This is a genomic window from Paenibacillus xylanilyticus, from assembly GCF_013359935.1.
Taxonomy (GTDB): Bacteria; Bacillota; Bacilli; order Paenibacillales; family Paenibacillaceae; genus Paenibacillus; species Paenibacillus xylanilyticus.
Genome location: NZ_JABMCB010000201.1, coordinates 410364 through 423710 on the forward strand (window position 1 = coordinate 410364; position 13347 = coordinate 423710).

General features: G+C 48.7%; 14 protein-coding genes. 12 read left to right on the plus strand and 2 right to left on the minus strand.

Going from position 1 to position 13347, the window contains the following annotated elements:
* Nucleotides 1-28: 28 nt before the first annotated feature.
* The 3 genes from HP552_RS26115 (at nt 29) to HP552_RS26125 (ending at nt 2793) form a co-directional block, all read left to right on the plus strand.
* Nucleotides 29-1384 carry a glucose-6-phosphate isomerase gene (locus HP552_RS26115; protein WP_175398278.1) on the plus strand — a complete coding sequence of 452 codons (1356 nt, stop codon included), beginning with the start codon at nt 29-31 and terminating at the stop codon, nt 1382-1384.
* A 168-nt stretch (nt 1385-1552) separates the two neighbouring features.
* Nucleotides 1553-2185, plus strand: a complete 633-nt coding sequence (locus tag HP552_RS26120; protein WP_095289361.1) for a YigZ family protein — start codon at nt 1553-1555, stop codon at nt 2183-2185.
* A gap of 5 nt (nt 2186-2190) precedes the next feature.
* A complete protein-coding gene (locus tag HP552_RS26125) occupies nt 2191-2793 on the plus strand; it encodes a TetR/AcrR family transcriptional regulator (RefSeq protein WP_175398279.1) in 603 nt (200 codons plus the stop codon).
* A gap of 158 nt (nt 2794-2951) precedes the next feature.
* Here the strand turns inward: HP552_RS26125 and HP552_RS26130 are convergent, their stop codons facing one another.
* Nucleotides 2952-3353, minus strand: coding sequence for a secondary thiamine-phosphate synthase enzyme YjbQ (locus tag HP552_RS26130; protein ID WP_175398280.1), 402 nt, complete (start codon nt 3351-3353; stop codon nt 2952-2954).
* Between the two features lie 404 nt (nt 3354-3757).
* Here HP552_RS26130 and cysT point away from each other — a divergent pair, with 404 nt between their 5' ends.
* The 8 genes from cysT to clpP all read left to right on the plus strand — a co-directional run bounded on the left by cysT (nt 3758) and on the right by clpP (nt 10691).
* Nucleotides 3758-4573: a sulfate ABC transporter permease subunit CysT gene (gene cysT, locus HP552_RS26135; protein WP_175398281.1), complete on the plus strand. Its 816-nt coding sequence runs from the start codon at nt 3758-3760 to the stop codon at nt 4571-4573.
* On the plus strand, nt 4570-5367 hold the full coding sequence (locus HP552_RS26140; RefSeq protein ID WP_175398282.1) for a sulfate ABC transporter permease subunit: 798 nt from the start codon (nt 4570-4572) through the stop codon (nt 5365-5367). The genes cysT and HP552_RS26140 overlap by 4 nt, the downstream gene beginning before the upstream one ends.
* A 1-nt stretch (nt 5368) precedes the next feature.
* Nucleotides 5369-6433: a sulfate/molybdate ABC transporter ATP-binding protein gene (locus tag HP552_RS26145; RefSeq protein WP_175398283.1), complete on the plus strand. Its 1065-nt coding sequence runs from the start codon at nt 5369-5371 to the stop codon at nt 6431-6433.
* 25 nt (nt 6434-6458) lie between these two features.
* Nucleotides 6459-7523: a sulfate ABC transporter substrate-binding protein gene (locus HP552_RS26150; protein ID WP_175398284.1), complete on the plus strand. Its 1065-nt coding sequence runs from the start codon at nt 6459-6461 to the stop codon at nt 7521-7523.
* A gap of 143 nt (nt 7524-7666) precedes the next feature.
* A complete protein-coding gene (locus HP552_RS26155; RefSeq protein WP_175398285.1) occupies nt 7667-8113 on the plus strand; it encodes a hypothetical protein in 447 nt (148 codons plus the stop codon).
* A 170-nt stretch (nt 8114-8283) separates the two neighbouring features.
* On the plus strand, nt 8284-9066 hold the full coding sequence (locus tag HP552_RS26160; protein WP_175398286.1) for an MBL fold metallo-hydrolase: 783 nt from the start codon (nt 8284-8286) through the stop codon (nt 9064-9066).
* 159 nt (nt 9067-9225) lie between these two features.
* Complete coding sequence (locus HP552_RS26165) at nt 9226-10092, plus strand: RNA polymerase sigma factor (protein ID WP_175398287.1); 867 nt, start codon at nt 9226-9228, stop codon at nt 10090-10092.
* A 17-nt stretch (nt 10093-10109) separates the two neighbouring features.
* Complete coding sequence (gene clpP, locus HP552_RS26170) at nt 10110-10691, plus strand: ATP-dependent Clp endopeptidase proteolytic subunit ClpP (RefSeq protein ID WP_175398288.1); 582 nt, start codon at nt 10110-10112, stop codon at nt 10689-10691.
* 132 nt (nt 10692-10823) lie between these two features.
* On the opposite strand, the gene HP552_RS26175 is transcribed toward clpP, so the two are convergent.
* Entirely contained in the window at nt 10824-12248 is a 1425-nt protein-coding gene (locus HP552_RS26175; protein ID WP_376768988.1) for an aminotransferase-like domain-containing protein, read from the minus strand.
* A gap of 120 nt (nt 12249-12368) precedes the next feature.
* On the opposite strand from HP552_RS26175, the gene HP552_RS26180 reads away from it, so the two are divergent.
* A complete protein-coding gene (locus HP552_RS26180) occupies nt 12369-13307 on the plus strand; it encodes a DMT family transporter (protein ID WP_175398289.1) in 939 nt (312 codons plus the stop codon).
* Nucleotides 13308-13347 lie beyond the last annotated feature (40 nt).

Sequence of the window (13347 nt, forward strand, 5' to 3'; positions counted from 1 at the left end):
GCTACCGATATCAGGAGGTTTTTAGATCATGGCAAAAAAAGTGAAGTTTGATTACAGCACTGCCTTGCAATTTGTGAACCAGCATGAAGTGGACTATTTCGCTGAACCGATTCGTTTGGCTCACGAGCAGCTCCATAACGGAACAGGAACAGGATCGGACTACCTGGGCTGGATTGACCTGCCAACCGCTTATGACAAAGAAGAATTCTCCCGTATTCAAAAAGCGGCTGCCAAAATCCAAAGTGATTCCGAAGTGCTGATCGTTATCGGTATCGGTGGTTCATACCTGGGTGCACGTGCAGCAATCGAAATGCTAACACACTCTTTCTATAACAACCTGCCAAAAGAGAAACGCAAAACACCTGAAATCTATTTTGCAGGAAACAATATCAGCTCCACGTATGTAACTCATTTGCTGGATCTGGTGGAAGGCAAAGACTTCTCCGTAAACGTGATCTCCAAATCGGGTACGACAACCGAGCCGGCCATTGCTTTCCGTATCTTCCGTGCAGCACTGGAGAAAAAATACGGTAAAGAAGAAGCCCGCAAACGTATCTATGCTACGACGGACAAAGAGCGCGGCGCACTGAAAAAACTGGCGAACGAAGAAGGATATGAGTCTTTCGTTATTCCGGATGATGTAGGTGGACGTTACTCTGTTCTGACAGCAGTAGGTTTGCTGCCGATCGCTACAGCTGGCATCAGCATCGAAGAAATGATGCAAGGTGCGGCTGATGCATCCAAGGAATACAGCAACCCGAACGTAGCTGAAAATGAAGCATACCAATATGCAGCTGTTCGTAACGCGTTGTATCGCAAAGGTAAAGGCACAGAGATTCTCGTAAACTACGAGCCGTCCCTGCACTTTGTATCCGAGTGGTGGAAACAGCTTTACGGAGAGAGCGAAGGTAAAGATTTCAAAGGAATCTATCCTGCATCTGTAGACTTCTCAACAGATTTGCACTCCATGGGTCAATTCATCCAGGAAGGCAGCCGGAACATCTTTGAAACGGTCATTCAGGTAGCTGAAGTGTCCGATCATATCTCGATCGAATCCGACCCGGATGATCTGGATGGTCTGAACTTCCTTGAAGGCAAAACGATGGACTTTGTAAACAAAAAAGCGTTCCAAGGCACTCTGCTTGCACATACAGATGGTCAAGTACCAAACCTGATTGTGAATATTCCGGATATGTCTCCATATTCTTTCGGATATCTGGTATACTTCTTTGAAAAAGCATGCGGCATCAGCGGATATCTGCTGGGCGTCAATCCATTTGACCAACCAGGGGTAGAAGCTTATAAGAAAAATATGTTCGCATTGCTGGGCAAACCAGGCTTTGAAGAAGAGAAAGCAGCGCTTGAAGCGAGACTTTCTGAATAATTCATGGTTTGACTCATATAGTTAAATAAAGCGTGTGTAATGACACCCGGGCTTCATTGTGAGGTAGAATGCAATGTACCCCGGATGTTTAAACCAAGGCAGTTCATCCGCGTCCGCGCGGGGAACTGCTTTCTTGTAAAATGGATTAAATCGGAAAGTTGGATTGAAATGCTTGAACGTTACCGCACGGTTCGAGGACCGGGCAATCTGGAAATTGTCATCAAGAAGTCGCGATTTATTGGTCATATTATGCCAGTTACAACGGAAGAAGAAGCGGTTGCTTTTATCGATGAAATCAAGAAAAAGCATTGGAATGCCACTCATAATTGCTCCGCTTACATGATTGGGGAGAGAGATGAGATCCAGAAGCAATCCGATGATGGAGAGCCAAGCGGAACTGCCGGGAAACCCATTCTGGAAGTCATCAAAAATCAGCAGCTTAAAAATGTGGCTATTGTGGTTACGCGTTATTTTGGGGGAATCATGCTTGGAGCAGGCGGTTTAATCCGTGCCTATACGGATGGCGCTGTAGCAGCAATTGAAGCTGGAGAAGCCATTACCAAAGTGCTTCATCGTGAAGTGTTTGTAGAACTGGATTACACATGGCTGGGTAAAGTGGAGAATGAATTAAGAAGCCGGGAAGTCCGTACAGGTGAAACTGGATTCACCGATAAGGTTACGTTGACTTGTCTTCCGCCGGATAGTGAAACCGAGGCATTTATCGCCTGGATCACGGATTTGACGCAAGGGCAATCCCGGATCACGGAGGGACAGCGGCTTTATTTTATTGAAGGGGAATAAAATATATGGCTAGAAGAGCAGTCGAACAAGAGTTGTCGAGGGAGCGGATCCTGGAGGCGGCGAGGCATCTTTTTATTACCAAAGGATACCGCGCCATTTCGATGCGAAGCATCGGCCAGCATCTGGGCTATAGTCATGGGTCGCTGTATTATCATTTTAAGGAAAAGGCAGAATTGTTCTATGCCATCGTGGTAGAAGATTTTAACCATCTGGGACATTTGCTGCTGCAAGCGATGGTCAGGCCAGTCATGGGCGGTATAAGCAAGGTAGAGCACATCATGCTGGAATTTATTCGTTTCGGTCTGGAGAATCCGTATCAATACGAGATTATGTTCATGATTCGGGACGAGGAGTTGTTGTCCTATTGTCGTACGGAGCAGGGAAGATGCTTTGAATTGTTCGCTTCGATTGTTAGGCAGTACATGAATGAAGAAGGCTGTACGGATGAGGATATTCAATGTGTGCCGCGCACGCTGTTTTTGTCTATGCATGGATTCATATCGTATTATATTCAGGATCGTGTAACGTTTGCTGAGATTGAACCGTCGGCGCTATCTCATGTCAAAGTGCTATGCCGCAATCTACAACACCAGCCTGGCGTCCAATAAAAGGCGCTTTTGTCGCACTCCTATACTTCAGGGCGGTGAATTGTCATAACATTAATTCTTTATAACGTTGTCTCGCGAAAGTTTAATTGCGCGGAAGACCAAGACAGGCGGATCATAGCCCTAAACCAGGGTAGACCGCCTGTTTGTGTTTTGCTGAACTACCCTTCCATGATCTTGATAAAATACTCTCGCTCGCGAGGTCCGTCGAATTCACTAAAATAAATCCCCTGCCATCTGCCCAACAATAATCTGCCTTCATGAATGATCACTGTTTGTGATGGTCCGGTTGTAATCGATTTCAGGTGAGAAGCCGTATTCCCCTCGGCATGTCGATATTGGGGATGTTCCCAAGGGTATACTTCATCCAGACGAAGCAGCACATCATGCTTAACATCCGGGTCAAAATTTTCATTGATGGCGATGCCTGCAGTTGTATGGGGACAATAGACAAGTACAGTTCCGCTTTGCACACCGCTGCTCTGGACAATCTGCGCCACTTCCCTCGTAATATCCTTGATCTCATCCCGTTTGGAAGTTGATAAATGCTTCGTATATAACATTCTTGCACCACTCCTTCTACATGTGTTATGTCCTCTAGATTGTACCTTAACCACTCCATATCAAACAAACCAAGTTAAAGGCGAATATAAGATTTACGCAATGACAGCGATCGAGAAATGGTACTGCAATCCGTGCAGGTTTGAGTGAAATTTTACCGTCCGACTTATTTTGACTTATTATTGTGTAATCTTCCTACATTCATCTTAGATAAGCCCCATTTATATACAATAAAAGCATTGACGATTAGCACTGCAAACTGGTAAAGTATCAGATAAGCAAAAAAACCAAGTAGACTAATGGGAATAATATTAAAGTGATATAATTCAACTCAGGGAAATGAATGTACCAAAGCAGGGAGACTGCCGACCGGATATGGAACCGGAGGCTGGGAGGGAATGCAGCAATGAATACCGTTCTTCGTCACAAGGGATGGACTTGGGGATTCCGCAGTACTGTATTGCTATACTTTATCGTACTCATTGTGCTTCCGATTATCGGTGTGTACGTCAATTCCTTCTCCGAAGGATGGAGCAATTTTGCCGAAAGCATTATGGATCCGATTGCATGGAAAGCTGTATTGCTGACGGTTCGGCTGGCTATAGTTGCAACACTGATTAACGTAGTTCTGGGCACGATGATTGCCTGGGTGCTTACGCGTTATCGTTTCTTAGGAAGATCGTTTCTGAACAGTCTCGTAGATCTGCCTTTCGCACTTCCGACTGCGGTTGGTGGACTGATGATTATGCTGCTGCTGGGTCCGGTCAGTGCCGTGGGCAAACTGGCTGAAACCATGGGTTTTGAGATTGTGTTTCATCAGCCGGCGATTGTCATTGCGATGACCTTTGTAACGTTTCCATTTGTGATTCGTGCGGTGCAGCCTTTGCTTGAAGAGATCGACCCTTCCGAGGAAGAGGCCTCCTACACCATGGGGGCATCAAAGGCTCGTACGTTCAGGCAGGTGATTCTGCCATCGATGGCTCCGGGTATGATCAGCGGTGGTATGCTCGCTTTCTCCAGAGCCCTTGCAGAATTCGGTGCAGTTGTACTGGTGGCGGGCAATATACCGGGCAGAACGCTGACGGCTTCCGTGTTTATCTACGGCGAAATTGAAAGTGATAACCCTACGGGTGCAGCGGCTGTATCCGTGCTGCTCCTGACGCTCTCTTTCCTGATCCTCTGGCTGATTAATCTGGTGCAGATGCGGGGGAGAAGACGATGAGGCGGTTATTGATCGGACTGACGTTTGCGGTATTTATTGTACTTCTGATTATTCCTCTGGGACGCATTTTTATCGGAGCATTTGAAGATGGTGCAGGAGGTTTCCTGGATGGGCTGATGCGCCCTGAGGCGCTGCACGCCTTGATGATGACTGGACTTGTTGTGCTGGTCGTCACGCTGTTAAATACATTGTTCGGCATTATGATGGCAATTTACCTTGTACGTGCTGGTTGGCTTAGCGACCGGATCAAAGGGTTGCTTAACAGCATTGTGGACCTGCCTTATGCGGTGTCGCCTGTCATTGGTGGGTTAATGATTGTATTGCTGCTGGGGCCGAACAGCATCATGGGTGCTTTTTTTGAAGGAATAGGATTCAATGTGGTCTATGCCTTCCCTGGCATGGTCATTGCAACGTTGTTTGTCACCTTTCCGCTGATGGTCAGGGAGGTTATGCCTGTCCTGCAGGAACTCGGTTCACAGCAGGAAGAGGCTGCGTCTACACTTGGCGCTTATGGATGGAGAACGTTCTGGAGCGTTACCTGGCCATCCATCCGCTGGGCTGTTGTATACGGACTTGTCCTTACCGTGGCGCGGTCGCTCGGGGAGTTCGGTGCAGTGCTTGTGGTGTCCGGCAATATTATGAACAAAACGCAGACGGCAACAACGCTTGTTTATCAGGATGTTGAGAATTTTAATGTCTCTGCCGCAAATGGTGTGGCATTGGTACTGGTTACCTTCTCCGTTGGGCTGCTGCTCATGATGGAATGGGCCAAAAAGCGAAAGGAAGTGCATTGAGATGCATGTGGAAGTCCGTGATCTGAACAAACATTTCGGTCAATTTCATGCGGTAAAAGATGTCTCGTTCGATATTGCCAAAGGCCATCTGATCGGTTTGCTGGGACCCAGCGGAGGCGGGAAAACGTCCATTCTGCGCATGCTCGCTGGTCTGGAAAGCCCCGGCTCAGGGGAAATTCGCTTTCACGGTAAGGTCGTGAATCATCTGCCTCCGCAGGAGCGGGGAATTGGATTTGTATTTCAGAACTATGCACTGTTTAAACATATGACTGTATTTGATAATATCGCCTTCGGACTCAAGGTCAAAAAAACACCCAAAGCCCAGATTCGTGAACGGGTCATGGAGCTTGTTGAACTGACCGGGCTGAAAGGTTTTGAACATCGCTATCCGCATCAACTGTCCGGTGGACAGCGTCAGCGTGTAGCCTTTGCACGGGCTTTGGCTCCAGAACCGCAGCTGCTGCTGCTGGATGAACCTTTTGCGGCCATTGACGCCAAGATTCGCCAAGAGCTGCGTTCGTGGTTGAGAGAGTTGATCGAGCGGGTCGGAATCACTTCGATATTTGTAACCCATGACCAGGATGAAGCGATCGAAGTCGCCGACGAGATTATGATTATCAGTCAAGGCCGGCTCGAGCAAAAAGGAACACCGTGGGATATCTACAAAAATCCGCAGACGCCATTTGTAGCAACCTTTATCGGAGAATCTACCGTTGTGGAGGATGCCTCACAGCTGAAAGGGTTTGAACATGCGGTAGAGGGAGAACATACACGTGCGCTGATTCGTCCGGAGTATATCGAGATTGGTCTGAAAAACGAATTCTCGATGCTATCCGCTACCGAGAAGGGCATTGTGAAGCATCTTCACTTCCGTGGTAGTGAGTGGATGGTTGAAGTCGAGGTACAGGGTCACAAGCTGATCACATACCGTTCTCTTGAGAAAACAACGCTGGAGATCGGTCAGCAAATTCGGGTGCTTGTGCACCGGGCTTACCTGTTTAATGACACGGATAGCTGGGTTGTCGAGAATCGTTTGAAGGAAGATCCAATGCCGGTCATGATCTAAAATGCGCCCGAAAGAGAGGCTGCCCATGCAGACGATGAAGAAGAAAAGAATCCCCCCCTTATATGCTGTCCTTATGCTTCTGCTCGTCTGCATGACCGTAGGATGCAGCAACCAGGAAGCGGAAGGCGAACAGAATGGACCCTCTGCAGGTGAACAATCCAATACGCTGGTCATTGGTGCATACAGTGTTGCCAAAGACGCTGTGGGAGAGCTGCTGCCGAAGTTCAAGAAGGAATGGAAAGCCCAAACCGGACAAACGGTTAACTTCCAGGAATCCTATGAAGCCTCTGGTACCCAGGCAAGAGCTATTGTTGGTGGGTTCGAGGCCGATGTAGCACTGCTCGCCATGGAAAGTGATATCGACAAACTGGTCAAGGCCGATCTGGTGACCTCCGATTGGAAACAGGCTCCGAATGACGGCATGATTACCCGCTCCATCGTTGTTCTCGGAACAAGAGATGGCAATCCGCTTGGTATTCGTGATTTTGAAGATTTGACCAAGCCGGGAGTCAAGGTACTGTATCCCAATCCCAAAACGTCAGGCGGAGCCCAGTGGGATATCAATGCGATCTATGGAGCAGGATTGAAGCTGTCAGAAGCAAATGGCCAGAAGGACCCTGCCGCTGCCAAGGCTTTTCTGGAGAAGGTGCATAAGAATGTGGAGTCACTGGACAAGAGCGGCCGATCTTCCATGGCAGCATTTGAGTATGGTGTCGGTGATGTCATCGTCACTTATGAGAATGAATTGCTTGCCCGCATTGCCCAGGGTGTAAAGTATGATATCGTTGTACCGAAAAATACGATTCTGATTGAAAATCCGGCGGTCGTGGTGGATAAATATGCGGATAAACACGGGAATCGCGAATTGGCTGAAGCTTTTGTGGATTATCTGCGAACACCTGAAGCTCAGCGTATTTTTGCCAAGCATGGCTTTCGTTCGGTAGATCCTGAAGTGTTTGCGGAGACCGAATCCACGTTTCCAACGCCTGAAGGCCTGTTTGATATCAACTACCTGGGTGGTTGGGACGAAGTGCGCAGTACATTGTATTCCAAACGCGGAGTTTGGTATCAGGTGCTCGCGGGATTGTGATTGGTGGCGTGTTATCCAAGGATTGACATGAGGCCTTCATTTCGCTGAATATAGTAGAGATGAAGGCTTTTTGCTGTAAATGGAAATCATAGAGTAGTGTGCAGATCACGTGTCTGGAGGGTCTTGCAGAAAGGTGTGAGATAATGAGTACAGAGATCAAATTATCCCAGAGTACGGCAATTCGGTTGGAACAAGCCCGTGGTAAGGGCATGTCTGACGCTGCGATCCTGAGGGCTATACAGGCCAAGGACGTGGCAGCTTTTGACGCGGTATCCGAAGAGGATTACAAATACGATGAATTTTTCTCGTATGCGGACGAGCACGGCGAGAACCTGGAAGCAGCAGTTCAAGATGGCTATCGGATTACATTTAACACCCGTGGCGGACTCGGAATCTGGGTGGAGAAGGCGTTTGGTTTACAACCGGACCGTGATTTCACGGTCGGTGAGGGCATTGTAACCGGATTGAAGTTGAACCCGGAGCAGGCAGAAGTGCTGGCGAAGCGTCTTGCCTCGAATTGGGTCATTACGGATTCGAAGGATGTGCCTGAGGGTCAGGAACTGACACTTAAATTGCGTGCCTTGGTCTAGGCGACAAGCGGACCGAACGGAAGTTACATACGCTGACTACATGGAGTCAGAGATCAGGCTTTCCCTGGTGCAGGATTTGAACTGCTTAGGGAAGGCTTTTTTTTGCAAAAGCAAAGGGTGAGGATTACAATTTAGGAAACCAAGTTTGGATGAGAGAGGGGATCACCATATTGAATCAGCTGACATTCTTAGGAACCGGGGATGCCATGGGCGTGCCGCGTGTCTACTGTGATTGCGCAGTCTGCACAGAGGCCCGCCTAACCGGGATCAACCGGCGTAAACGCTCTTCTGTTCTGATCCATTCAGATGGCGAAGGGGTATCGTTTATGATTGACTGCGGACCAGACTGGAGATCACAGATGGAGGACCAAGGATTGCGTATGGTGGATACGTTATTAGTGACACATGCGCATTTTGACCATATTGGAGGTTTGCCGGAATGGGCGGATGCCTGCCGCTGGCTGGGGGTTAAGGGTAAACTGTACGCACCGCGTGAAGTGATCGCAACCATTCAGAGTCAATTTCCTTGGCTGAGCCGGCACATGGACTTTCTGGAAACGGATGATGATATCCAGCTTGGCGGATGGAACGTGCATTCCTGGAAGGTCTGTCACGGTAAAAACGGTTATTCCTATGCGTATCGTCTAGAACGGGAAGGGTATAGCTGGGCATATTGTTCGGATGCCATTGATCTGAAGGAGACAGAGAAAGAGCCACTGTACGGGCTGAATCTTTTGGTGCTGGGAACGAGCTTTGTCCATGAGCTTGCGGAGTTTTCCACACGTTCCGTGTATGATATGCGGGAGGCGCAGGAGCTGCTGCGGGAAGTGAAACCAGAGCGCACTTATTTTACCCATATGTCTCATGACGTGGATGTACAGCAAAACTACAATTTGGACTCAGGTATTACGCTGGCGCTTGCAGGCATGAAGGTACCACTTGGGACAATATAAATTGAAATTCGTATAGATCAACTGAAAAATAAATTCAGAAGAGCGTATCCTTTGCAGGAGGTTCTTCGTTTACATAGTGTAAGACCATAAGAGTAAGTTGTCGAAGAGTAAGTCATTGAAGCAAGATCAATCAGGAACCAACAAAGGGGGGCCCCCAACATGGCCTTTGTGAAGTCCGTGGATTGCAGAATCAACAGACCACATGATAACAGTAAACAGGTTGAACCATATATCCAGCCCGGTAATCAAGCCGACTGCACGCTGGAACAAAATATTGAAAATGCGCTGCCGAGCCTGCTGGGTTCCCTGTACGCCTATTGTCTGTCTTTGACAGGTTCAGTCTGGGAAACAGAGGATCTGGTTCAGGATACCTGTGTGAAAGTACTGTCGTCTTCGGCAATGCAGACCTTCGGTACAAAACAGGAGATGAACTGGGAAGCTTACCTGATCCGGATCGCACGCAACACGTGGATTGACGTGATCCGAAAGCGGGAGAAATTGGCTTCCAAACTGGATAGCATGAAACCGTTAATGCAGGAGTTTGCAGAGGAAGAGCGATTTGAGGAGATTGAGTCTGCCATACGAATCCTTGTCCATGAGCTGCCACCGTGGCAGCGAGCGATATATATATTACGCGATGTAATGAGTTATACGACGGCAGAGACTGCGGAGATGCTGGATACATCGGAAGGAGCGGTCAAAGCTGCGCTAAATCGGGCCCGCTCTGCCCTGGATCGTGTGAGACGCAGTCGCCAGGAAATGGAGACCGAAGAAGCGAGTGGAGCAGGTGAAGATTCACAAAACGCGGAGCAGCTGCGAAGTTATTTGATGGCTTTTCGTAGTGGAGATACCGCGCGTCTGATTGATCTGTGCCTGAGCCGCACCGATGACCCAATGGCAGTGGCAGGAACCATCCTGCAGCAGTCTTTGCCGTCTCAATCGATGCAGCCAATGTATGGGTATTCATACTCCAGCGTGAACTCGATGTCATATGGAGGAGGGTACGCTATCAACATGGTTGCTTAAACCGGGAGGCAAAAGGCATGAACCATGTACCTTATGTAGTTGAACAAACAGCCCGCGGCGAGCGGAGCTATGATATTTATTCACGATTGTTAAAAGATCGGATCATTATGGTATCCGGAGAGATTGAGGACCAGATGGCGAATGCCATCGTGGCACAGTTATTGTTTCTGACCGCAGAGGACCCGGAAAAGGATATTCAGATGTATATCAACAGTCCTGGTGGATCCGTAACTGCCGGATTTTCGATCTATGACACGATGCAATTTGTGAAGCCGGACATTTCAACGATCTGCACAGGCATGGCCGCGAGCTTCGGTACGATTTTGCTGGTCGGTGGAACCAAAGGGAAACGACTGGCTCTGCCAAACAGTGAGATCATGATCCATCAACCGCACGGGGGTACGCGCGGGCAGGCATCGGATATGCTGATTCACGCAAACCGGATCATTCAGCACCGTCAGCGGCTCAATAAGCTGCTAGCAGACCATACAGGACAATCGCTGGAGCGGATTGAGCGAGATTCGGATCGGGACTATTTCTTGACCGCAGAGGAAGCGGTAGAGTATGGATTGGTGGATAAAGTGATATCTAGCACCTGAGTAAGCAAGCTTTGCAATTTCACAAAATAGGAACGAATAATGGAGCCCGGAAGGTCATTTGACTTCCGGGTTCTTGGTTCGTTTACTGTAACTTCTCTTTAATTACCGCAATCAGTGAAAACGTAGTGGGGCCTAATCATTCCTTTTAGCGAGCTCGACGAGTCTGTGCATACCTTCACGGATCTGCTGTTCGTGTGCATAGGAGAAGGACAAGCGCAGCTTGCGGCTGGCGGAAGCATCCGAAGGATCAAATACCGTTCCCGGTACAAAAGCGACGGAATGCTCCATACACTGGTGAAGCAATCGGCCCGTATCAACGTCTTCCGGAAGCTCCACCCAGATATTGAGTCCACCCTCAGGCTGGGTCCAAGTCCAGTCCGTTTCCTGCAGGCACTGTTCCATAACTTCCATTCGTAATTGTATGGCGGTGCGCAGCTTGGATAAGTGCTGATGCATGCGCGGAGATTGAAAATAACGGAGAAAGAGCTTCTGGTTCAAAAGGGGTGATCCGTTATCCGCCAATGCTTTTACCGCCTGTAATCCAGGCATAAACCGGGGGCGGCACATAATTGCCGCAATTCGCAGACCAGGTACAACATACTTGCTGTAGCTGCGAATGTAGAGTGTATGTCCTGTCGTGTCGTACGTAAAGATCGGTGCCGGAGGTTTATCTTTAAAATAAATATCATAAGTGCTGTCGTCCTCGACGAGAAAACATCCATATTGTTCCGCCAGTTCAGGCAGTTGTTTCCGCTGTTCGGTTGGAATATTAATGCCGGTTGGATTCTGAAAGGTAGGCGTCATGTAAAAAAGGCGCGGCTTCTCCGTCTTCATCAGATGCTCAATCTGCTCCAGATCATAACCCTCCGGATGTATATCCGTAAAGATCAGGCGTGCACCCTGTTTGCGGAAAATTTCCATGGCAGGTCCGTAGGTTGGTCTTTCCATCAGAACCCGGTCACCCGGTCTGACCAAACTACGGGAGATCAGATCGATGGCCTGCTGTGCGCCCGAGGTGATGAGCACTTCTTCTGCCGAGATATAAAATCGTTCTTTCAGCGTCAGATGGCTTGCCAGCGCACTACGGAGTTCCAAATCACCCTGAATGGTAGAGTATGTACCGAGCAGGCGGGGATACTGATCCAGCAAATCACGCATGAGTTCTCCCCAGTATCGGTTGGGCAGCAGGGCCGGGTCGATCAGTGACTTGGAAAACTGGTATTCCGCTTCAAGAGACTGCACGCGAGCGAGTGAATCCCAATGCAGCCAGGCGGAGACAGCAGGGTCATCTGCCTGATCTGCTACAGGCGAAGGGTCGGCAGGGCTGACATAGTAACCGGACTTGTCCTTGACGTACACAATCCCGCGTTCCTTTAACTCCTGATATGCTTTGAAAACCGTAAGCCGATGTACACCGAGCTGTTCGGACAGGCTTCGCACAGACGGAAGTTTTTCATGTTCGGCCCACTCTCCCGCCTCGATACGTACCACAAGATAATGAACCACCTGCTCATATAGTTTGAGGCTGTTATCTGTCATCAACATGGCTTTGCCCACCCGACTCACGCTCCTTTTGGACTCTATTGTAACAGGAAATGAGAGTGTTCTGTTCTGTTTTATTCATTCTGTTCTGTAGACAGTGCTATATGATGGAGAACAGATGAAGGAGGGGCTAGCATGGTTGCAGCAGCATTTACGGTAATGTGTCTTATTTTTGGAACAACGTTTCTGGCGATTAAAATTGGAGTGGAGGCAGGCATGCCGCCTTTTCTATCGGCCGGATTGCGCTTTATTATTGCAGGGGCCTTGATGTTTGCATGGATGTGGATGAAAGGAAAGGTAAACCTGTCGCTGCTGTGGCGAAAAGAAATGCTCCTGACCGGAGCAGGACTGACCTTTGGCACGTTTGCGACCTTATACTGGGCGGAGCAATATGTAAGTTCTGGCGTAGGGGCCATCCTGTCGGCAACAGGACCGCTGATGATTATGGTGATGCAGACCGCTTTGTTACGGCAAAAAACATCTGCCCGCATGATTGCAGGCTGTCTGATCGGTTTCGGGGGAGTGGTTCTTGTCGTTTTACCGGGTGTAACCATTGGTGGAAGCTCACTGTGGCTATGGGGCTGTATCGCCGTTCTTGTTGGAGAAGTATGTTATTCTGCAGGTGCGCTCTACTCCAAAAAGGTGATAAACCAGTTCAAGGAAGCGAGTCCTGTGGCAATTAACGCGGTGCAGATGATGTACGGAGGCTTGTTGTTATCGGGACTCTCTGCCGTAACGGAATCGTGGAGCACAGCTGCGCTTGATTGGTCTCCGGCCGTTTTGTCCCTGATCTATTTGACGGTGATCGGTTCAATGGTTGGACATAGCCTGTTCTACTGGATTATGTCCCGTACCAACCCGTTGTTCCCGGCAACCTGGTTGTATATTTCCCCTCCGATTGCGGTCGGCCTTGGAGCAGTGGTTTATAATGAACATGTAAGCTGGATCACCTGGATCGGTGTTGTGCTTATTGTTTCAGGCTTGCTGGCGATGAATGAGAAAGTGATGAGCTGGCTGAAAAAAGGAAAACAATCCAATTCCTTGGTGCATACTTCCAAACCTGTGGTAAAATAGGCATTACTATTTTTACATAGGAATGAGGCGAGGAATAAAG

What these genes read in the sequence shown, in the direction of transcription:
- clpP (WP_175398288.1), top strand. Translation starts at nt 10,110, where the DNA reads ATGAACCATGTACCTTATGTAGTTGAACAAACAGCCCGCGGCGAGCGG.
- HP552_RS26115 (WP_175398278.1), top strand. Translation starts at nt 29, where the DNA reads ATGGCAAAAAAAGTGAAGTTTGATTACAGCACTGCCTTGCAATTTGTG.
- HP552_RS26165 (WP_175398287.1), top strand. Translation starts at nt 9,226, where the DNA reads ATGGCCTTTGTGAAGTCCGTGGATTGCAGAATCAACAGACCACATGAT.
- HP552_RS26150 (WP_175398284.1), top strand. Translation starts at nt 6,459, where the DNA reads ATGCAGACGATGAAGAAGAAAAGAATCCCCCCCTTATATGCTGTCCTT.
- HP552_RS26140 (WP_175398282.1), top strand. Translation starts at nt 4,570, where the DNA reads ATGAGGCGGTTATTGATCGGACTGACGTTTGCGGTATTTATTGTACTT.
- HP552_RS26125 (WP_175398279.1), top strand. Translation starts at nt 2,191, where the DNA reads ATGGCTAGAAGAGCAGTCGAACAAGAGTTGTCGAGGGAGCGGATCCTG.
- HP552_RS26180 (WP_175398289.1), top strand. Translation starts at nt 12,369, where the DNA reads ATGGTTGCAGCAGCATTTACGGTAATGTGTCTTATTTTTGGAACAACG.
- HP552_RS26120 (WP_095289361.1), top strand. Translation starts at nt 1,553, where the DNA reads ATGCTTGAACGTTACCGCACGGTTCGAGGACCGGGCAATCTGGAAATT.
- HP552_RS26130 (WP_175398280.1), bottom strand. Translation starts at nt 3,353, where the DNA reads ATGTTATATACGAAGCATTTATCAACTTCCAAACGGGATGAGATCAAG.
- HP552_RS26145 (WP_175398283.1), top strand. Translation starts at nt 5,369, where the DNA reads ATGCATGTGGAAGTCCGTGATCTGAACAAACATTTCGGTCAATTTCAT.
- cysT (WP_175398281.1), top strand. Translation starts at nt 3,758, where the DNA reads ATGAATACCGTTCTTCGTCACAAGGGATGGACTTGGGGATTCCGCAGT.
- HP552_RS26155 (WP_175398285.1), top strand. Translation starts at nt 7,667, where the DNA reads ATGAGTACAGAGATCAAATTATCCCAGAGTACGGCAATTCGGTTGGAA.